Below are 19,994 nucleotides of genomic sequence, written 5' to 3'. Positions count from 1 at the left end.
ACAGCAGTGGCTGAATTTGCCAACGGATTCTATTCTGCGACGATGGGGGTATCCAGTTCACCGACTAGAGACAGGATGTCGTCTGGGTAGATCTTCGTACACAATTGAAGCAGAAACCCCATTGCATTTTAAAACTTATGCCCAAAGCAATCTGGAATGGCGCAGTTCTCGCCCAGAGCGATCGCTGCGAACTGGTGGAAGGGAACTACTACTTTCCCCCTGAATCCCTCAACCGCACCTATTTCAAAGAGAGTCAGACCCACACCACCTGCGGATGGAAGGGCGTTGCCAGTTATTACACCCTGGAGGTGGATGGCAAAGTCAACCCAGATGCAGCCTGGTACTACCCCATCCCCAAGGAAGCAGCTAAAAACATTACGGGTTATATTGCTTTCTGGAAAGGCGTGCGCGTCGAACCCGCTTGAACCAGTTCACTGGTGATGCCGGGACATTTGGCGGTGGCCATGTGTCCCCTGACACCCGACACTGAGACAAATCCCTAGCACACAGGAGCCACTTTCGACTATAGTTAAAAAACCAGGTTTCAATCCAGGCCGAAGCAAGTTGCTGATTTTAAAATCAGTTCTTATCCCTTGGAGCATGTAGATCATTGCTAATCAGGGCTTGGTTAGTACTTACCAGCATTAGCTGTTTGAGTTTGATCGGCAATGACCGTGCCAACTTCTGGGTGATTTAAGCTTTCTTTAAGTTTTTTTTCACTGAGATCACCGTTAGGATTAGCCCTATGCTTCCCTTTTATTCTCAGGAGCTGATCCCGTCACAGTTTCAGATTGAAGCCTTTTAATCCAGAAAAATTGCAATTTGGCGCATTCCTCAAGCCCCTAATTGGTAATCATTACAACGAGTGCTCAGGGGGGTCTTAAATTGTTTTTATGAATTCTACTGATAAAAAGAATTCTAGGTTTGCTTTAACAACACCGCTTTACTACGTCAACGACCTTCCCCATATCGGTAGTGCCTATACAACGATTGCAGCGGACGTTGTAGCACGGTATCAGCGCTTACAGGGAAAATCAGTGCTGCTGATTACGGGCACCGACGAACATGGGCAAAAAATTCAGCGCACCGCTGAAAGTCGAGGGCGATCTCCCCAGGATCACTGCGACGAAATCGCAGCGGGCTTTGATATCCTCTGGCAAACCCTAAACATTCAGTACGATCGCTTCAGTCGCACCACTGATCCCCGTCATCATGCCATTGTACAAGCGTTTTTTCAGCGCGTCTGGGATCGCGGCGATATCTACTTGGGTCAGCAGCAGGGCTGGTACTGTGTAGCCTGTGAAGAATTCAAAGAAGAACGTGATCTGCTCACGGATCATTACTGTGCCATTCATCCCAATCGTCAAGCTGAGTGGCGAGATGAGGTCAACTACTTCTTCCGTCTTTCTAAATATCAAACCCAATTGGAGGCTCTCTATCATACCCAACCTGGCTTTATTCAGCCGCAAATCCGTCGCAATGAAGTTTTGAATTTTGTCAGCCAAGGGTTACAGGATTTCTCGATTTCCCGTGTTAACCTCGATTGGGGATTTCCCGTTCCCGTTGATCCCGGTCATACCCTTTACGTCTGGTTTGATGCCCTACTGGGCTATATTACGGCTCTCCTTGAGCCTGATGCCGAACCTACTCTAGAGAATGCCCTCAGCCACTGGTGGCCGATTCAATTGCATTTAATTGGTAAAGATATTCTGCGATTTCATGCTGTTTACTGGCCAGCAATGCTAATGTCAGCTGGCTTATCCCTACCGGAACGGGTATTTGGACACGGATTTCTGACCAAAGATGGTCAGAAAATGGGCAAAAGTCTTGGGAATACCCTTGATCCAATTTCCTTGGTGAAGCGCTATGGAGCTGATGCCATTCGGTACTATTTCTTGAAGGAAATTGAATTTGGACGGGATGGTGACTTTAGCGAGACACGATTTGTCCACATCCTGAATGCTGATTTAGCAAACGACTTGGGTAATCTTTTGAACCGCACCCTGAGGATGACCCATAAATATTGCCAGGGCTACGTTCCAGCGTTGAGTGGTGCCGAGATTGATCCGACTCATCCCCTCAAACAACTGGCACTTCCCCTGGGAGGACAGGTCGCCCAAGCCTACGAAGATCTGGCATTCCATCAGGTTTGTGAAGCGGTTCTAGGACTGGTGCGCGCTGGCAACAAACTCATTGACGAACAAGCCCCCTGGACCCTGTACAAACAGGGGCAACAATCGGCGCTAGAAATTGTGCTGTATACGGTTTTAGAATCTGTACGCCTAGCTGCCTATCTTTTGTCTCCGATCATCCCCAGTACCAGCTCCACCATTTATCAACAGCTGGGATTTGCGGTCAATTTTCAGGATTCTGTCGGTTTGCCAGGGATAGCTCCGTTCCACCACCACGCCACCTGGGGAATTCTTCCCCCCCGGGCAGATTTTGGCGGAACCAAAGCCCGTATTTCAACGGTTGGAATTGCCAGAGTTAACGAGTTCTCTAAAAGATACTGCAAAAGATACTGCTTAGATGATTTCAAAGCACTTAAGCTTTCACATAATAAATTGAGGTCCAAAAAACATGTTGAATCACTTAGATAGCGGCTCTGTCTTTACACCAGAACAGGTTTTAGAAAACCGGGGTCGGGTAGCTATCTTTATCGATGGCTCCAACTTATTCTATGCAGCTCTTCAACTTGGAATTGAGATTGATTACACCAAGCTGCTCTGTCGTCTAACCGCAGGTTCCCGTCTTTTGCGCTCGTTTTTTCTATACAGGAGTGGATCGGACCAATGAAAAGCAACAGGGGTTTTTGTTGTGGATGCGGCGGAATGGGTATCGGGTGATTGCCAAAGATTTGGTGCAATTGCCTGATGGCTCTAAGAAAGCCAATCTGGATGTTGAGATTGCTGTGGATATGATGGCATTGGTAGGCTCCTACGATACTGCTGTTTTAGTCAGTGGCGACGGTGATTTAGCCTATGCGGTCGATGCCGTTAGCTATCGAGGGGTGCGGGTTGAAGTGGTTAGTCTCCGTTCCATGACCAGTGACAGCTTAATCAATGTGGCTGATCGCTACGTGGATCTTGACAATATCAAAGAAGATATTCAAAAAAACCCCTCGCAGCTATACCTACCGACCCCTCTCTGGCATTGGTTTAGTGGATGAGCCGGAACAACTTTAGGGGTGAGCAGCGTCTAGGGGGTATGTGCTTACAACTAACTCTCAGGCGTCTGTTATTGATCGCACTACTTTTGGGATCAACGGCCTGTGGGAGTCGCAACTTTAATGACTCACCCCTGACCCAGGACATTCCAGAAAATCCCGGTGGCAATCTGGTGTTTAAAGAGGTGGTGCTGGAGCAGGCTGATGCTCAGGGGCATCCCCTCTGGCTAGTCAGGGGTAAGCGGGCTGTCTATAGTCAAGACCAGAAGGTAGCCCGGATTGAACAGCCTAACGGTGAGCTGTTCCAGGACGGGAAGATAGTCTATCGCTTCAAAGCACTCCAAGGAATGGTGCAGCAGAATGGGCAGCAGATTTTTCTCAAGGGGGAGATTGTTGCCACAGCGATTAAAGACGGGGCCGTTCTCAGGGGCAATGAGGCTGAGTGGCACCCCAAAAAGGATTTGTTAATGGTGCGCAATCACTTTACCGTGACCCATCCAAAGATGCAGGGGTCGGCACGGGAGGGGCGGATGTTTAGCCGTGCCCGCCGCATGGAAATGACCGGGGAGGTGGCAGCTACCTCGAAGGACCCAAATTTGAAGCTCAAAACTGAACATTTGATTTGGTTGATGGCGGAGCAAAAGGTTGTAGGCGATCGCTTCATTCAAGTTGACCAATATAAAGGCACCACCTTAACTGACCGAGCAACGGGCTACCAGTCCCTGGTGAATCAGAAAACTAAAACCGTGTTACTACAAAAAAACTGCCAAATTAATCCTCAAAGACCCACCGCTTGATATTGCCAGTCAGGCGCTCCTATGGGACTTAAACAAAAAACCCCTGACCTCGGAAGTGCCGATTCAACTGTTGCATCGAGTGGATCGAGTCACCGTCAATGCCAACCAAGGGTGGATGGATATCCCCAAACAAATTTTCTATTTGACCGGGGCGGTGCAGGGCATTGGTCAACGCAATCAGGCGCTACTTACCAGTAATCAACTCACCTGGTTTATTCCCACCCGCGACTTCATCGCAGAGGGTGATGTTTTCTATCAACAGCAGAATCCCAGCTTTACCTCTACTGGGCCAACCGCACGGGGAAAATTCCAGGATCAACGTGTGATGCTCAGTGGTGGTACTAGTAACGTGGTCACCCATATTATTCCTGAGTAGTTACCAGGTTGATTTGTTGGGCGCTGAGTCGCACCCAACAAGTCCGTACCCTAGCCACCGCTGGAACTATCATGTCTCTTAGGGTCTTTCTTTGGCTTTTTAGTTCCATCAGAGGGGGCTTTGGGCTTTTTGGTTTCTCTGTTGCCTTTTTTCTCTTTTGACATCATGAATCTCCAAGGGGGTTCATCTTCATCTTGACCGAACAATTCTATGATTGACGGATTTCAACCAGATTACGAGCAGTCATAGAGCCAGGGCGATCGCCATTCTCTCTCCAGTCCCTGTAATCTCAGGGGTTAGGTTGATCAGTGTCTTGAACAGCAGTGTAAAATTAGAGACCAAGAATGGGACTACGTAACTGAGACTACCCAGCTGACTCCGGAGTTGTGAAGAAGATGGGTTTTAGCCGATGTAGCTACCGTCAATGCCAAATACAAACAACTACAGGGCCTTTCATCCCCTGTGACCCCCAAAATGTTAGTGGCAATTCTTGGCAGACCAGCGGATAAAACTGAACCGATTACCCGTCTTAACTGGTTGCTAATGGCCAACCTCATCCAAATAGATTTAGGCAAGGACAGGTGTAGTCGCCAGCGATGTTGCAGCGATAATTTTGCAGATTCGTTAGGCTATGGTTACCCGAAGGCCCATTCAGGGGGTTATTGGCGAGATTGGCATGGGGATGAATCTCTTCTATCTTAGATTTGATGATATCTGGTTACTGAATGGGGAAAAAACAATTGCACTGGAAATCTGGAATTATAGCCGCTGTGAGTGTTGCCCTGGCTGGAGTTCCAACTTCCCTGGAAGCAGCCACGCCCAATGGGGTCAACCCAGTCGCCGTTCCCCCCATTCCTGTAACCTCAGTTCTGCCCCCAACTCCAGAACCTGCCGACTTCAACACCAACCCGAAACCAGTCAATGTCACCCACCTAGAGGTGAAGTTGAGCCAGCGTCGGGTCTATGTTTATCAGGGCGATCTCGTCAAAACCAGTTTTGCGATCGCCGTAGGGCGGGCAGGTTGGAAGACACCCCTGGGTACCTATAAAGTGTTCAATAAATACACCAACCCGGCTTGGAAGAATCCTCTTACAGGAGAAGTGATGCCTCCGGGTTCTGAGAATCCCTTGGGGGAGCGCTGGATCGGATTCTGGACTAATGGTCGCAACCAAATTGGTTTTCACGGCACCCCCAAATACAATGAACACCTGATTGGTCAGGCGGTCTCCCACGGCTGTATTCGCATGCGCAACCAAGATGTCAAAGTGTTATTTGAACTAGTCACCGAGGGCACTCCGGTGATTGTGAGTCCTTAGGCAGCCATCCCTCACACCCTGGCAATCTTACCGTTGTTTATAATGCTCCCGCAGCGGTGCGATCGAGAATGCCCCCGGCTAAATGGGTGGTAATGTTCATCGCTTGCAGCACTGGCACCCCTTGCGGGCCCTGGGGATAATCAACCACGGACACCGCTCCATTGCCCTGACGAAACGACCAGAAGGATTCCGGCCCTACTCCCAAGATGTGACAGAGAATCACCTTGTTCGTGGCATCGTGGGCAACGACCAGCGCTGTCCGGCTGCCATCCTGGGCAGCGGCAGCCAATTCGTTGACCATAACCTGCCAAGCGGCGATCGCCCGATCCCAGACATCTTGCAGATTTTCACCCTCTGGCATTTGCACGGTTTCAGGGGCATCTCGCCATTGCTGGAGTTGCCCTGGAAAGGATTGTTCAATTTCAGACTCTAACTGGCCTTCCCAGAGTCCATGACTGATTTCCCGCAACCCATCCCGGAGTTGTAAGGACAGAGCCGGATGGTGCTGGAGAATAATCTCAGCGGTTTCTTTGGGGCGGAGCATCGGGCTACTGAAAGCAGCTTCAAGGGGAATGACTTTCAAGAACTCAGCCGCCTGCTGCGCCTGAACTCGTCCGTTATCGTTGAGGGGCACATCAATCTGCCCTTGAAACCGGGTTTGTCGATTCCACTCGGTTTCACCATGACGTACCAACAATAACCGTAGGGGAAATTTCCCCTGCCATGGACGAGCCTTGGGGAGGGGATCACCCAGGTGAGCGGTCAAGTTGAGTGATTCCAGTTGGACGGGATCGCCCAGCCCCCCAGCAAAGTTGAGCACACTGATCCCACAGTTAGATTGATTCATCCGCTGGTAGCGATCGGGGGGCAAGCCCATTGCCGTATTGATCAATGCCCGATTAATGCCGCTGTGAGCCACGATCAGCAGGGTGACTCCCGGATGGCGGGGTAAAACGTCTAGCCAGAACTTTCGAGCCTGGTCATAGACCGCTGGCACCGGATAGAAGTCGGTAACCCCTGTGACTGAAGGAATCTGCATACAGAGGTTGTGGGGTTGCTGCTGCCAACAACGGTACTCCTCTGGATACTGGGATTTGACCTCCTCAAACAGCATTCCTTCCCAAAGGGGGAGATGAATTTCTTTCAGTTGATCGGTGAGGTGCAGATCGGGAGGGTGGGGCAAGGACTGGATTTGGCTGCGAATAATGTCTGCCGTTTCCTGAGCCCGTTGGAGGGGGCTGGAGTAGATGACCTCCAACGCCAACCCCTGCAAAGCCTGGCCAACCTGCTGAGCCCCTTTGCGACCGTGATCGGTGAGACACGATTGATCGCAGTGTCCTTGCACCCGTTGCTCAATGTTGTAAGTACTCTCACCATGACGCACCAAAATCACACGAGTAGCCAGAATTTTGCCTCCCAATTTGTCTCAGTGCAACTGCGCTGGGATGATGTTGCCAGACCCCCAAGCCAGAACAGATCCTATCGTGAATCTCCAATCATTACCTTATCTGAAGGAGACTCTTGCAACGTTAGATATTTAATCGCTGATAGATCTCATCTAAGTGTCGGAGGTGATGCTGGGGGTCGAAACAGTCGGCGACCTCTGCGGGGGAGAGTTTCTCAGCAACTCGCGCATCTTTAGAAATCAGATCACGGAAGTTACCGTCGGGCTGATTCCAGGCCGTGTGAGCACAGGACTGGACAATGCTATAGGCCTCTTCCCGACGGATGCCCTTTTCCACCAAGGTCAACATCACCCGCTGGCTGAACACCACTCCTCCATAAACGTTGAGGTTTCGTGCCATATTTTGCGGATAGACCAGCAGATGCTTCACCAAGTCCGTCATTTCCACCAACATAAAGTGGGTTAACACAGAACTATCGGGTAAAATCATCCGCTCCACCGAGCTATGGGAAATGTCCCGTTCATGCCAGAGGGCAACATTTTCCAGAGCCGCGATCGCATGACCCCGAATCACCCGTGCAAGACCTGTGAGCCGCTCAGAACGAATGGGATTGCGTTTGTGGGGCATGGCCGAGGAGCCTTTCTGCCCCTTAGCGAAGAACTCCTCCACCTCTAGGACATCGGTGCGTTGGAGGTTGCGAATTTCAACGGCAAAGCGCTCAATGGAAGCTGCGAGCAAGGCCAGTGCTTGTAAGTACTCAGCGTGGCGATCGCGGGAAATCACCTGGGTAGATGCTGTATCGGGTTGTAACCCTAACAACTGGCAGGTCATTGCCTCTACCTTGGGATCAATATTGGCATAGGTGCCCACCGCCCCGGAAATTTTGCCGACCGCAACTTGGGTTCGTAGGTGTACCAGGCGATCGCGGTGACGCAACACTTCTGCTAACCACCCAGCGAGCTTAAATCCAAAGGTGATGGGCTCGGCATGAATGCCGTGGGAACGCCCAATCATGATCGTGTGACGGTGCTGTTGGGCTTGATAGCGAATCGCCTGGGTCAAGGCCTCGATCTGGGACAGCAACACATCGACGCTGGCAACCAATTGCAATGCCAGCCCTGTATCCAAGACATCGGAGCTGGTTAGACCCAAATGAATGTAGCGGCCTGCATCCCCGACGTACTCATTGACGTTGGTGAGAAAGGCAATCACATCATGGTGAATCTCGGCTTCAATTTCCAGAATCCGCTGCGGATCAAACTTTGCTTTGGCTTTGATCTCAGCAACCGCTGCCGCCGGAATCGTCCCTAGCTCTGCCTGAGCCTCACAAACTGCGATTTCGACTTGCAGCCATGTCTGTAATTTGTAAGTATCAGTCCAGAGGTCGCCCATCTCGGGCAACGTATAACGCTCAATCAACGTTCGTTACACAATACAACTGCCCCATTTTAAAACATCTCGTCTCCTGGTTCACGTCTAGGAGGCGATCGCCCCCCCACAGGAACTGCCAGAACCAGCGGTACACCCAAAACAATGGCGTTGGGTCACGATCTGCCGTTGCATCAGCAGTGACGGGTCAAAGTCCTGGATGTGGGGACGGGGTTCCTGGGGTAACTGCATCTCCAGATCGAGCATTTGGTTGAAATCACAATCAAAGAGTCGGCCATCCCAGGAAACAGAGAGGGTATGGCGACACATCAGTCCTGCCACCGTACCGGGATTAAAGGCATTCACCAACCGTTCCATGTAAGCCTGAAGATTGCCAGATTGCTCCAGCCATTCTAAATAGCGGGAGATCGGCATATTGTTGAGGGTGATCAGGCGATCGAAGCTGACCCCGTGGTGCTGTTGCAAACTCACCTGCCACTCCCGTTCCATGGCTCCTTGATTCCCGGACAAAAATGCCCCCACCGGATTACTCACCAGGGTCAGCCGCTGCCGGGAATTGCCCTGACCATAGCCCACGGTGTTGAGGCGACGAAGGGCTTCGATGGATTTCGCAAAGGTACCATCCCCCCGTTGGGCATCGGTACTGCGAGGGCGATGATGGGGCAGGGAACAGACAATCTCGACTCCACGGGCTGCCAACCACGTCGGTAAATCCTCCAGGCCCGGAAGCAAGAGCACCGTCAGATTGCAGCGATCGATCACCTGTTTGCCGCGATCGACACATTGGTCTACTAAGAAACGAAAATGGGGATTGAGTTCCGGAGCCCCCCCGGTAATATCAACGGTGTGGGCGGCGGTTTGATCCAATGCTCGTAAACAGGCCTGAATGGTTTCCCAACTCATGACCTCCTTGCGATCAGGGCCAGCATCCACATGGCAGTGGCGACAGGTCATGTTGCAGAGCTTGCCAACATTGATCTGAAAGATTTCCAGGGGGGCAGGGGTCAGGGAGGCCCAACCATGATTGGCCAGGGCTTGGGAGAACTTACCCTGAGTGGCGGTGGTGCCGAGATTCAGCGCCGCTAGGGTGGCGATTTGTTGGCGGGGGTCAGCTAAGGGAGAACGCCGTTGTTGCAAAGAAGTCAGGCGTGGGGGTTTCGTGTCTTGATCGCGGTTATGGGCAGCCCCCGATGTAACAACCCGAACATTTGCCATGACGTTATCCATCCCATACCTCGTAAGGAACCCTGTTGGCTCAGATTTGTCGGCGATCGCTGCTAGTTCCTCGACGTTGATCGAGACCGTCAGATCCTCAGGATTTAACCAGGCCACAGCAGAATTGTCCAGTCCCTCGCCCTCGGTAATTCTCAAGGGGATTGTCAGGAATCCCTAGCTATCAGCGGCTCCACTGGCAGGAACATCAGGGGGTTGCCGTTGCATAATTACCATTTCAGTCCCCACCACGGGGCTTCTTGCCAGCAGTTGGTTCTGGGGATTGGTGATCTGGAGGGTGCGGAAGTCCAGTGACCGGGCACGACGGAGGACTTCCCTAGCCATTTGATCCTGTTGAGCTGGGTTCAGGGTGTACCAAGTGTTGCTGACTGTTACAATCAGCCGACTACTCTGAAAATTAGCCTGGGTGGATTGAATCAGACCGTCCGCATATTGCTCGGTAATTGCTGCTACCTGGTCTTGAATCGCAGCAATCAACGGTTGCTCCGGTGTCCGCTCTAACACCGGAGCCGCTGGGGGACTGGCCGTTGGCGGAGCTGCTGCGGTGGGGGAACCCTTGGGGTTAGGAACACGAATAGCGGGAGCCCTAGGGGTGGGGGGAGCAACCGCAATCTCGGAGGATTTCCCCGGTAGGAGAGATATCCCGGTCCACAGCAAGAGTACCAGCACGCCTGCGATCGCCCCGGTCAATCCAGCATCGGAAACCCTCGTGTTCACCGACTCAGGTAAGCGGGTACGAAGGGTTGCCAAAATCGGGCTCCACCTCGACCAGAGTTGCGCCAGTTTCGGGGTTAGAGTTTGCGGCAGCTGCGATGCTCGGAGAGCGGTCTTTGACCATCGCAGCTGGGTCAATTGCGAAAACAGACTCGTTAGAATCGGGAGATCCGAGGCAGTAGAGGGGATGGTTGATGGCTCCGAGATCCCCTCTAAGGGGGGTGGTCTAAAGCCACCTCGGAAGCAATTTCCGATGGCATCATTTTGGAGGCAGCAGGAGGCAGAACCGGTGGCGCTGGTTCCACTTCTAACTTTTCGGCCACTGCTTCTAGGGCTTGAATCGCGGTGCGTAAAAGCTGTATGGTTTTGGTTCTCAATCGGGGTTGAGCTTGATGCCAGAGTTGCTGAACCTTTGACAGGACAGATACTCTGGGTGTTGGTTCTGGCTCTGGCTGCTGAGATGGCTCCGGTGACATAGATCGTTTCTTCCCGAAACAACAAGCATCAAGGTTGGAGGGCTGCCTCCTGGCCAATGGCCTCCCTGGGTTCAGAAATGGCCGCTGGCTCAGATCAGACAACGGCTTCTAAGGATGCCAAGGGATCGGCAATGGTGGCGGAGGGAGCTGGAAATTCCCCGGTGAGAACAAACTCAAGTCGCAGTTTTAACCAGATGATGAATTGTTGGTCGGTGGAAATCACGGCGGCACAGGGCTGGGGACATTGAGCCTGCACCGATGCCATTTCAGGAGCCGCTAAAAAGGCGGGTTGTTTTACCAGCCAGAAATCCAGTGCTTTTTCTCGCTCCTGATAGTTGCGACGGCGTTCTTTGAGAACTTCAGCCAGCGGTTCTTCCTCCAGTAAGAAGCGTTGACTGGCAAGGACATAGTAGTACGTTTGCATGATTATCTTCCCTGAATTGCAGATTTCATCTCACGGACGGCTCGCTCCATCCCCACAAGGGCAGCGCGGCTGACAATGGTATGCCCAATATTCAATTCTTCCATGCCAGGGAGACAGGCAACCGGATAAACGTTCCAGTAGGTGAGTCCATGCCCCGCATTCACCCGCAATCCAGCGGCGATCGCCTGGGCACAGCCTTGAGCCAGCACCGTTAATTCTTGCTGCTGTTCCGCCTCACTGGCAGCCTCGGCATAGCACCCGGTGTGCAGCTCAATGAATTTGGCTCCGATCCGAGCCGCTGCTCGAATCTGTTCGGGGTCAGCATCAATAAATAAGCTGACGGGGATGGTTGCCCCCTGAAGCTGCGTCACAATCTCACCCAGTCGGGGTTCGTTCCCAGCCACATCCAACCCCCCGTTCGGTGGTGACTTCTTCCCGGCGTTCGGGAACCAGGGTAATGTAGTCAGGCTGAATGGTTAAGGCGATCGCCACCATTTCCTCTGTGGCAGCCATTTCCAGGTTCAGATGGGTTCGCACTGTCTGGCGCAAGAGTCGCACATCCCGATCCTGAATGTGTCGCCGATCTTCTCGCAAATGCACGGTAATGCCATCTGCTCCCCCCAGTTCTGCTAAAACTGCGGCAGCGATGGGGTCTGGTTCTACGGTGCGCCGGGCCTGTCGAAGGGTTGCAATGTGGTCAATATTGACACCAAGGGAAGGCAATGGGGGTAGGTCTCCCTAGATTCAGATCTCCAGTTTCTACTGTAGAGACTTCTGGGGGATAAAAAAACGGGGCGATGGCACCTCTGCTCCCTGGGTTGTGATCAGCAGATTATTCGGCAATAAAAATACTCTTGATTTCCGTGTACTGATCCAGCACCGCCAGCCCCAACTCCCGGCCTAGACCGCTGCGTTTGACCCCGCCAAAGGGGGCTTCTAGATGGACGCTATGCCCCGTATTGATGGACAGGACACCAGTCTCTATGGCCCGTGCCACTCGCAAAGCACGACTAATGTCTTGAGTCCAGATGGAACCCGAGAGTCCGTAGAGGCTATGGTTGGCAATCTGGATGGCTTCGGCTTCCGTATCGAAGGGAATTAAACAAATCACAGGGCCAAAAATTTCTTCCTGGGCAATACGCATTTGGGGGCGGACATCCGCAAAAATCGCCGGATATAGATAGGCTCCCTGAGCCAAGGATGGGGTGGTTGGAATCTCACCCCCACAGACTAGGGTGGCTCCCTCCTGCTGACCCAGTTCAATGTATTGGCGCACCAGATCCCGATGATGCTGGGAGATCAGAGAGCCAATTTCCGTCTGCGGATCTGAGGGAAGTCCCAATTTCAAGGCTTGACACTGTTCGGTCAGCCGCCCGAGAAAGTCTGGATAGATCGAACGTTCAATCAACAGTCGCGATCGCGCACAACAATCCTGCCCTGCATTGCTAAACACACTCCAGAGGGCTTTGGGTACGGCTTTGTCCAAGTCCGCATCGGCAAACACCAAGTTGGCAGATTTGCCCCCCAACTCTAAACTCACCCGCTTGATATCCTCGGCGGCCAGTCGCATGACTTGACTGCCCACGGCGGTTGATCCGGTAAAGGAAACTTTCCGCACCAGGGGATGGTTTACCAGTGCCTCCCCCGCTACCTGCCCTTTACCGGGCACCACATTCATCACTCCCGGTGGAATTCCTGCGACTAAGGCTAACTCACCCAAACGCAGGGCGGTCAGGGGCGTTTGCGAGGCAGGCTTAAGAACCACGGTATTTCCCATGGCGAGGGCTGGGGCAACTTTCCAGGCAGCGATCGCGATTGGGAAGTTCCAGGGAGCAATCAGACCACAAACGCCGATGGGTTCTCGCCAGGTGAGACTGGTGCCAGCGGCGGCGACGGGAATGGTTTGCCCCCCGACTTTGTTAATCGCTCCGGCATAATATTCAAAGCAATCGGCGGCGAGTTCCACCTCTTCTCGGGCCTCGCGGATGGGTTTGCCGACATTACGGCTTTCTAGCTGTGCCAAGACATCGATTTGATCTCGAACTAGATCGGCTAACTTCAGTAACAGCCGGGTGCGATCGCGACTATTGACCCGCCGCCAGGTTGCCCGTGCTTGATCGGCAGCCTGCACCGCTCGATCAATATCCTCCACCCCTGCCGCCGCCACGGTCGTCCAGAGTTGTCCGGTGACGGGATCAATCAGTTCGGTGCGCTCCCCCGTGGTGGCAGCTTGAAATTCCCCATTGATTAACAAGTTCTCGTGCAACGGTTCGTGTTGTGTGTGGCTCATCTGTTCTCCGCGCTGGCTTCACCGAGGGAGCTGTCTAAAGGTGGCAGAGCAATGCCTCAGAGGAACCTAGGAGTTAGAAGTCAGATCATCGCTGAATTCTAACCCCAGATTCTTTCCAAATTCTCCCACTTGATGCACCACCCCTGGATTCAGAGGGGCGACGGGTGTTCCTATTTACCCAAGACTTCGGGCTGTTCGATTTCGCTCAAGGCTCGGGCGAGGAGTGCTTCTTCCTCTTCAGGAGCCTTGGCAACCAGCTTATGGCGCGAATAGAGCAGGAAATAGGCAACCATCACCGCCACAAAAACTCACCACCCAAGCGACGGCGGGCTGGTAGGCCGGATCTGCAAAGCAGGCCAGCAAAGCCACGATCGCCAGCACCGCCCCAATGGCGGCTCCTCCAATTCCCAGGGGACTGAGATAGGGGCGATCTAAGTCGGGGCGACTGATCTTGAGTTTGATGTAACTGACCATGACCGTCGCGTAGGAAATCACAGCCCCCAGTACCGCCATATTGATTAACGTACTGCCGATTAGCACCGTCTGGCCGCTGCTATCGAGAATCAGAATACAGGCCAGTCCGATCAATGCTCCCACAATCAGGGCGATCGCCGGAGTATGAAATTTGCTCGTAATCGAGATCCAACGGGGATAGTACCCAGCCCGAGACAGGGAAAATAGCACTCGTCCATAGGCGTAGATGATGGTGTGAAAACTGGCAATCAGACCGGCAACCGCCAGACTGGTTAAGACGGTAAAGATCAGTCCCTCCCCAAAAATGGCCTTGAAGCCATCGGCAACTGGGGCTCCGGTTCTGCTAATGGCAGCGGCCCCGGTGACTGTTTCGATCACTTTGCCAGTGTCGTCCTTGATGTCGAAGGTAGCGGGCATACCCGTATTCAGAACCAGGACAAACAGCGACAGCAACAACAGGGTAACAATGCCCCAGATCAACGCTTTGGGAATATCGCGCACCGTATCGTGGGCTTCTTCGGCGGCTAAGGGAAGCTGTTCAATGGCGAGATAAAACCAGATGGCATAGGGCAAAGCCTTAAATACCCCCGCCCAACCGAAGGGAAGCCAGTTGGGATTGCCAGGCTCCGGGGGAATATTCACCAGTAAGGCCGGGTCAAACTTACCGGAGAAGATCACCGCGACAAAGAAGATCACCAGCACCGCCGCCGCGATCGCCGTTACGACTAAACCCGCCTTCAACGTTAGTTCCACACCGCGAATGTTAATCAACACAAACACGGCATAAAACAACACCCACCAAATCACTAGGGGGACGGTAGGGAGTAGGGTCTGCATATAGCTGCCAATGAAGAAAACGACCACCGCTGGGGTGATCACATATTCAATGGTGTCGGTAACGCCACACAGAAAGCCCCCAAAAGGCCCAAAGGCGTTGCGAGTAAAGGAATAAAAGCCCCCCGCATGGGGCAGCGCCGCAGACAGTTCCGCAATACTAAAGACCATGCAGACATACATCAATGCCATCAGCAGGGTGGCGATCGCCAAGCCGCCAAATCCCCCCGACGCTAGACCAAAATTCCAACCCGAGAAGTCACCGGAAATCACAGCTCCCACACCCAACGCCCACAGCAGTATCCAACCCGCACTGCGTTGTAACTGTCGTTTGTGGAGATAGTCATCTTCCACGGCTTCGTAGCGAACGATACCCCTTGGCTTCTCTTCACTCATAGCAACCCCTTTTGCATTATTCTGAGGGACTCATCAACTCCAACGCTGGCCTCACCGATCCAGATTGGTCACAACCTACCACTTCTGGTAGAAAGTCTCGCCTGCTCGTATTGATTGCAGCTTCCTGTACTCAGAGTATGATTCTGCCATAGCACCCCTTGCAATATCAGGGCTACAATTCTTTCCTCTATTCCAGAAACCAATTCAGCAAATGATCTGTCTACTCGTTTCCACTTCAGGAAACTTAAATGGATCTGAATGGACATGATTTTTAACACAGGTATCAGTTGGTATGAGTCTAAACTCAGCATTGTTCGGGAGGCTGTGCGCTCCTGCTGAGCTGCTCCTTTGTTCTCTCTTTCACCAACTGCGTCAGTCCTGACCTTAGAACTTGTGCGATCGCGGCCTAGCATTCAGGTTACTAAGGGTGAATCCCAGGGCTAGCAGCATTAGCACCGCAGCCATCCAGAAACGGGGTAAAAATCCCCAGGTGATCAAAGGTCCAACCTGCCCAAATTGGGCCTAGGATCGCGGCAACGCTCTGAAGTCCCTGGGTACTGCCAATGGTTTTGCCCTGTTCTTGATCGGACACCAGATTGGAAATTAACCCCCGGATCGAGGGCAACACAAAACCCACCCCGATGGCGATCAGGGTAACGCTGGTGTAAAGAATCAGATTCAGGAGTAAGGCTTGCCGGGGAATCACCACAATCAGACCAAAGCCTACAACCAAGAGGATAAATCCGTAAATGGCTAACTTCACCTCCCCCCAGAGGGGCAGCAGTTTCCGAATTAGACCGGCCTGAACCACGGTAGAAACAACCCCAATTGCTACAAAGACTAGGGCTGCCTGGGAGGGGCCCCAGTTAAAACGCCGATCTAAAAATAAGACAAATATACTGGTAAACCCAGCAAAGGCAAAGTTGAAAATCAAAAAAGCTAAGAGTAATCCCCGGATACTTGGTCTGACAAAGAGGTCACTCAGTTGCAAAAAGGGATTCAAGTCTCGCCACTTGAACCCCTGACGCTGCTCTAGTGGCAAAGATTCCGCCAACGTCAAGTAGCCCAAACCAAAATTCAGCAGCGCAATGGTGCCCGCAAAAAACGATGGGCAATTTTAAGTAAATCGTCGCCAGGGAGCCCCCGATCGCCGGCCCCAAAATAAATCCCAGGCCAAAGGCAGCTCCCGTCAGCCCAAAATTTTTGGCTCGATCCTGGGGAGCAGAGGTGTCAATGATGTAGGTTTGTGCAGTAGAGGACACCGCTCCCGTTGCCCCATCCAGCGCCCGTGAGACAAATAGCAGCCATGCTTGCCCTGCGAAACCAAACATAAAGTAAGAAATCGCCGTTCCCATGACACAGATCAGGAGAATCGGTCGCCGACCATAGCGGTCGGATAACGCTCCTAAGACAGGTGCAGCGAGAAACTGGGCGGCAGAGTATGAGGAAAAAAGCAAGCTTAAACTGAGGGCATCGAAGTGAAATGGCTCCACCAGGAAGGGCAAGATGGGGAAAATCAGGCTTTCCCCTAGCTTGTCAATCAGAATTGTTGCAAAGATAAATAACAAGGGAGAAAAGCGGGGAGAGCGATCGCGCATGGGAACTATCTAGCCTTGAGTCTCAGCACGTTCTAGATCGGGGGTTTCCACAACCCAGTGCTTCGCAACCCAAGCAGCTAGAAGGGGATTCACCTGTTCGGGAGCCTCATCTTGAGGGCAGTGACCGACCCCTTCTAGGGGAATAAACGCTTCAACGGCGGCAAAGTTTGCCAAATCTCGACCCAGGGCAACGGGTTCCCAGGGATCTGCCATCCCCCAGAGGATTAACACGGGGCAGGTGATCTGGGGAAGCAACTCCTCAGCTAGGGGGCCGGAGGAATAAGCGGTGAAGGCCAAAAACACATCGGCGGCCCCCGGCTCTTGAGCGGGTCGCAGCAACAGTGCCACCAGTTGATCGGTGACCGCTTCAGGGTGACCGTAGGCCTGACGCAAAATCTTCTGAATCACTCGGGGGAGTTGCCAATTTCTGGAAAAAGAAATGCCCGATCTGGCGGTTGCCAAGAACCGCTTGCAGTAAAGGGGCTGAGAAGCGACGATGCCAGGGAAGACGGCTGCGTTTGCGCTCATGGAGAAGGCGCAGCGAACAGTTGAGCATGGCAACTCCCAACACCCAACTGGGCGCGATCACCGTGGCTTGGAGGGCAACGATACAGCCAATGGAATTGCCAATCAAGAAGGCAGGTGTACCGACCACTTCACGCAGGAAGTCAATTACCTGCTCTCCCCAGGCTTCAAAGGTGTATTCCATTTGATCGGTGATTCCCCGTGATCCAGGTTGGGGTTTCGCGGAGAGGCCAAAGCCAATCAAATCCAGGGCATAGACACGATAGGTCTGACCTAAGACGGGGAGGTTGTGACGCCAGTGATCGCTAGAAGCGCCAAAGCCATGAATCAGCACCAGGGCTGCCCGAGACAACGGGTCAGGGCTGGCGGCCTTCCCAGCATCCCCAGCACTCTGATAACGAATTGAAAATCCCTGCCACTGCCAGAGGTGTGAGCCAGGTTGGATGGTGTCAGGGACACTTGTCATAATGTTTCTCAATCGGAATTACTTAAGCCAGTAACTGCTGGGCCACATTTTGCACTTCCTTGGTAAAGGGATGGTCAGGATAGTGCAGGCAAAAGACTCCACTACTCGCGAGTTGGAGCATCTCTTCATTTTCAAGAAAAATCCCAGCAACAGAGGCATCATAACTCTGTTCGACTTGCTGCCGCACCGTTGCTGGATCAAAGGCACTGGGCATTTTGTTGATCATCAACAGCAATTTAGGGACATCCAATTTCCGAGCGACATCAACGGTGACAGCAGTTCCCTGGAAATCTTGGCGGTCTGGGCGCAGAATAATCACCAGAGCATCGGAAATGGCAATGGAGAGCAGGGTTTCCTCATTCAGTCCCGGATGGGTATCGATAAAGAGATAGTCTAGATTCAGTTGTTGGACGAGTTCCCGAAAGCCATCATTGAGCAAGCCCACATCCAGACCTTCCCGGAGGACTCTGGCAATCTCTCCAGCTTTGATGCTGGAAGGGATCAGATAGATTTGACCCTGGGAAGCGTCCGGTAAGATGTTGCTAACATTGTAGGCGGCTTCTTCAATCGCACAGCGCCCCCATAGATAGTCATTCAGTGCCAGCTTCATCATGTCTTCTTCGAAGCCAAAAATGACGTGGATTCCTGGAGATTGGATATCAGTATCGACAATTCCTACCCGATGACCTTGGCTGGCAATGGTGACCGCGAGATTTGCCGTCATGTTGGATTTGCCAGTCCCTCCTCGGAAGGAGTGGATTGAGATGATTTGGGACATCAAGGACTCCTCTTGCAGTTAAGTACGGCTCTGATTCCGATGGTTGTTTTCAGAAACAATAAAACCAGCGATCGCTCCCTTTAGGCATCAGTAGCCCGTTTTCGTAAATCCCTAGCTCGTTGCTGCAACTCATAAAAGTAATCGTTTTCAGTAATTTCAGCAACCTGACGCGCCTTTTTTGTTTGATCAATTTCTATCCGCAGCTGCTGGATTTGTTGCTGGAGGCGCTTTTCCCGCAGGTAAATCTCCTTCGCCATCCGCTCAAACACGCGCGCTAACTGCCCGAGGGCATCGGAGCGTCGAGCCACCTCAGAGAGGCTGCCCGGATCAAAGGTCTCCGTCTCCACCGCCACTGCTGCCGCTGTTACCTTGGCAACCTGTTGCAGATATTCGACTTCTAAATCTCGCAGGCGCTTTTTCTCCAGACAGGCATGAAGTCTAGCGGTGAGCAAAATCGGGTTAAAAGGTTTACAGAGATATTCTTCCGCTCCCATTTCAATACAGTGAACCGCACTATCCATTTCATCCAAGGCTGAAATCATAATCACAGGAATATCTCGGTGCTGGGGATCGGCTTTGAGCGCTTCCAGAACTTGGTAGCCATTCATCTCCGGCATGATCACATCGAGCAAAACCAGAGAGATTCGTTCTGTGAACAAGATTTGCAACGCTTGGAGGCCATTTTCAGCGATGGCTACCCCATAGCTCTGTCGCTCCAGTTGGCGGCAGATTAAATCCCGATTAATTGGATTGTCGTCCACCACCAGAATGGTGAAGTGTCCGCTATCTGAGGGGGGGTGCCAGTCCTGTCGTTGGCGTGGCAGAGCCTCTACCACGGCCTGCATCAGGGTGGTCTCAGTGGACTGGGCACCCCTAGATAATTGCAGGTACTGGTGGCGATCGCCACAGACAACTTCCAGGATCTGATCCACTTGAGCTAGGAGGTGTTGAGCTGCCCCCAGAATTTTTTCCAGATCGGGATGCAGATCAAGCGTTGCCTCTTCTAGCAAGAGCTTTGCATACCCAATCACCGCTGCCAGGGGGTGACGAAGTTGATGGCGAATCTGGTGCACCAACACCGGAGAATGGAGATCTGCAAGGGTGGCATTGGCTTGGGGAGAGGTAAAAATCTGGTTGACTTCAGCCAGTAAGGATCGTCCACCCCGCAAAATTCTTTCTAAATCGGAAATCACCGACTCCTGGACTTCGATGCCATCTTCTAGCAGCATTTCACTGTAGCCGATGATGGCGTTCACGGGGGGTGCGCAACTCGTGGCGCAGATGATTGAGGTAGATGGATGCATCCGGCGCTGGACGGGCAGGCTGAGAGTTGGTA

17 protein-coding genes and 4 pseudogenes are annotated in these 19,994 nt (G+C 52.5%); 6 read left to right on the top strand and 15 right to left on the bottom strand.

Annotated elements, in window-relative coordinates; all coding sequences use genetic code 11:
• The first annotated feature begins 137 nt into the window (after positions 1 to 137).
• From DO97_RS01790 to DO97_RS01770, 6 genes and pseudogenes are all read left to right on the top strand, one after another.
• Complete coding sequence (locus DO97_RS01790; RefSeq protein ID WP_036530704.1) at positions 138 to 425, top strand: DUF427 domain-containing protein; 288 nt, start codon at positions 138 to 140, stop codon at positions 423 to 425.
• Positions 426 to 893: 468 nt separating this feature from the next.
• A pseudogene (metG, locus tag DO97_RS01785) lies at positions 894 to 2,529 on the top strand (methionine--tRNA ligase).
• A 51-nt stretch (positions 2,530 to 2,580) separates the two neighbouring features.
• Positions 2,581 to 3,185 (top strand): annotated as a pseudogene (locus DO97_RS01780) (LabA-like NYN domain-containing protein).
• Positions 3,186 to 3,240: 55 nt separating this feature from the next.
• The gene (gene lptC / locus DO97_RS21735) at positions 3,241 to 3,963 is read left to right on the top strand and encodes an LPS export ABC transporter periplasmic protein LptC (RefSeq protein WP_162182923.1); all 723 of its coding nucleotides are present in this window, start codon (positions 3,241 to 3,243) and stop codon (positions 3,961 to 3,963) included.
• Between the two features lie 55 nt (positions 3,964 to 4,018).
• Positions 4,019 to 4,339 carry an LPS export ABC transporter periplasmic protein LptC gene (locus DO97_RS22795; protein WP_052128275.1) on the top strand — a complete coding sequence of 107 codons (321 nt, stop codon included), beginning with the start codon at positions 4,019 to 4,021 and terminating at the stop codon, positions 4,337 to 4,339.
• A 770-nt stretch (positions 4,340 to 5,109) separates the two neighbouring features.
• Positions 5,110 to 5,655, top strand: coding sequence for a L,D-transpeptidase (locus DO97_RS01770; RefSeq protein ID WP_239651364.1), 546 nt, complete (start codon positions 5,110 to 5,112; stop codon positions 5,653 to 5,655).
• A gap of 37 nt (positions 5,656 to 5,692) precedes the next feature.
• Here DO97_RS01770 and DO97_RS01765 read toward each other — a convergent pair whose 3' ends face one another.
• The 15 genes and pseudogenes from DO97_RS01765 to DO97_RS01700 all read right to left on the bottom strand — a co-directional run bounded on the left by DO97_RS01765 (position 5,693) and on the right by DO97_RS01700 (position 19,914).
• Positions 5,693 to 7,075: a histidine phosphatase family protein gene (locus tag DO97_RS01765; protein ID WP_156120385.1), complete on the bottom strand. Its 1,383-nt coding sequence runs from the start codon at positions 7,073 to 7,075 to the stop codon at positions 5,693 to 5,695.
• Positions 7,076 to 7,184: 109 nt separating this feature from the next.
• A complete protein-coding gene (gene purB, locus DO97_RS01760; RefSeq protein WP_036530702.1) occupies positions 7,185 to 8,480 on the bottom strand; it encodes an adenylosuccinate lyase in 1,296 nt (431 codons plus the stop codon).
• Positions 8,481 to 8,537: 57 nt separating this feature from the next.
• Entirely contained in the window at positions 8,538 to 9,821 is a 1,284-nt protein-coding gene (gene arsS / locus DO97_RS01755; protein WP_239651363.1) for an arsenosugar biosynthesis radical SAM (seleno)protein ArsS, read from the bottom strand.
• An 18-nt stretch (positions 9,822 to 9,839) separates the two neighbouring features.
• Entirely contained in the window at positions 9,840 to 10,433 is a 594-nt protein-coding gene (locus DO97_RS01750; protein WP_052128273.1) for a hypothetical protein, read from the bottom strand.
• Between the two features lie 176 nt (positions 10,434 to 10,609).
• Positions 10,610 to 10,873 (bottom strand): hypothetical protein, encoded by a 264-nt coding sequence (locus DO97_RS01745; RefSeq protein ID WP_036530700.1) that lies wholly within the window; start codon positions 10,871 to 10,873, stop codon positions 10,610 to 10,612.
• Positions 10,874 to 10,967: 94 nt separating this feature from the next.
• Positions 10,968 to 11,297, bottom strand: coding sequence for an MgPME-cyclase complex family protein (locus DO97_RS01740; protein WP_036530698.1), 330 nt, complete (start codon positions 11,295 to 11,297; stop codon positions 10,968 to 10,970).
• A gap of 2 nt (positions 11,298 to 11,299) precedes the next feature.
• Positions 11,300 to 12,020 (bottom strand): annotated as a pseudogene (locus tag DO97_RS30600) (pyridoxine 5'-phosphate synthase).
• A gap of 109 nt (positions 12,021 to 12,129) precedes the next feature.
• Positions 12,130 to 13,587 carry an aldehyde dehydrogenase family protein gene (locus DO97_RS01730; RefSeq protein ID WP_072016317.1) on the bottom strand — a complete coding sequence of 486 codons (1,458 nt, stop codon included), beginning with the start codon at positions 13,585 to 13,587 and terminating at the stop codon, positions 12,130 to 12,132.
• A 170-nt stretch (positions 13,588 to 13,757) separates the two neighbouring features.
• Positions 13,758 to 13,880 (bottom strand): hypothetical protein, encoded by a 123-nt coding sequence (locus DO97_RS27205; RefSeq protein WP_275574914.1) that lies wholly within the window; start codon positions 13,878 to 13,880, stop codon positions 13,758 to 13,760.
• Positions 13,846 to 15,291, bottom strand: coding sequence for an ethanolamine permease (gene eat / locus DO97_RS01725; RefSeq protein WP_204368424.1), 1,446 nt, complete (start codon positions 15,289 to 15,291; stop codon positions 13,846 to 13,848). The genes DO97_RS27205 and eat overlap by 35 nt, the downstream gene beginning before the upstream one ends.
• A 421-nt stretch (positions 15,292 to 15,712) precedes the next feature.
• Entirely contained in the window at positions 15,713 to 16,345 is a 633-nt protein-coding gene (locus DO97_RS27200) for an MFS transporter (RefSeq protein ID WP_338038184.1), read from the bottom strand.
• The gene (locus DO97_RS27195; RefSeq protein WP_275574913.1) at positions 16,269 to 16,889 is read right to left on the bottom strand and encodes an MFS transporter; all 621 of its coding nucleotides are present in this window, start codon (positions 16,887 to 16,889) and stop codon (positions 16,269 to 16,271) included. The genes DO97_RS27200 and DO97_RS27195 overlap by 77 nt, the downstream gene beginning before the upstream one ends.
• Positions 16,890 to 16,898: 9 nt before the next feature.
• Positions 16,899 to 17,880 (bottom strand): annotated as a pseudogene (locus DO97_RS30595) (alpha/beta fold hydrolase).
• Positions 17,881 to 17,902: 22 nt separating this feature from the next.
• Entirely contained in the window at positions 17,903 to 18,658 is a 756-nt protein-coding gene (locus DO97_RS01705) for a MinD/ParA family ATP-binding protein (RefSeq protein ID WP_036530694.1), read from the bottom strand.
• Between the two features lie 80 nt (positions 18,659 to 18,738).
• A complete protein-coding gene (locus tag DO97_RS01700) occupies positions 18,739 to 19,914 on the bottom strand; it encodes a response regulator (protein WP_162182922.1) in 1,176 nt (391 codons plus the stop codon).
• Positions 19,915 to 19,994: the final 80 nt, after the last annotated feature.

The organism is Neosynechococcus sphagnicola sy1 (assembly GCF_000775285.1).
In the GTDB taxonomy this organism is placed as follows: Bacteria; Cyanobacteriota; Cyanobacteriia; order Neosynechococcales; family Neosynechococcaceae; genus Neosynechococcus; species Neosynechococcus sphagnicola.
This window is presented reverse-complemented; position numbering and strand designations above follow the sequence as displayed.

Coding starts and splice junctions, on each gene's coding strand:
- DO97_RS01790 (WP_036530704.1), top strand. CDS start 138: ATGCCCAAAGCAATCTGGAATGGCGCAGTTCTCGCCCAGAGCGATCGC.
- DO97_RS01745 (WP_036530700.1), bottom strand. CDS start 10,873: ATGTCACCGGAGCCATCTCAGCAGCCAGAGCCAGAACCAACACCCAGA.
- DO97_RS01740 (WP_036530698.1), bottom strand. CDS start 11,297: ATGCAAACGTACTACTATGTCCTTGCCAGTCAACGCTTCTTACTGGAG.
- DO97_RS01730 (WP_072016317.1), bottom strand. CDS start 13,587: ATGAGCCACACACAACACGAACCGTTGCACGAGAACTTGTTAATCAAT.
- DO97_RS27205 (WP_275574914.1), bottom strand. CDS start 13,880: ATGGTTGCCTATTTCCTGCTCTATTCGCGCCATAAGCTGGTTGCCAAG.
- eat (WP_204368424.1), bottom strand. CDS start 15,291: ATGAGTGAAGAGAAGCCAAGGGGTATCGTTCGCTACGAAGCCGTGGAA.
- DO97_RS27195 (WP_275574913.1), bottom strand. CDS start 16,889: ATGCGCGATCGCTCTCCCCGCTTTTCTCCCTTGTTATTTATCTTTGCA.
- DO97_RS01705 (WP_036530694.1), bottom strand. CDS start 18,658: ATGTCCCAAATCATCTCAATCCACTCCTTCCGAGGAGGGACTGGCAAA.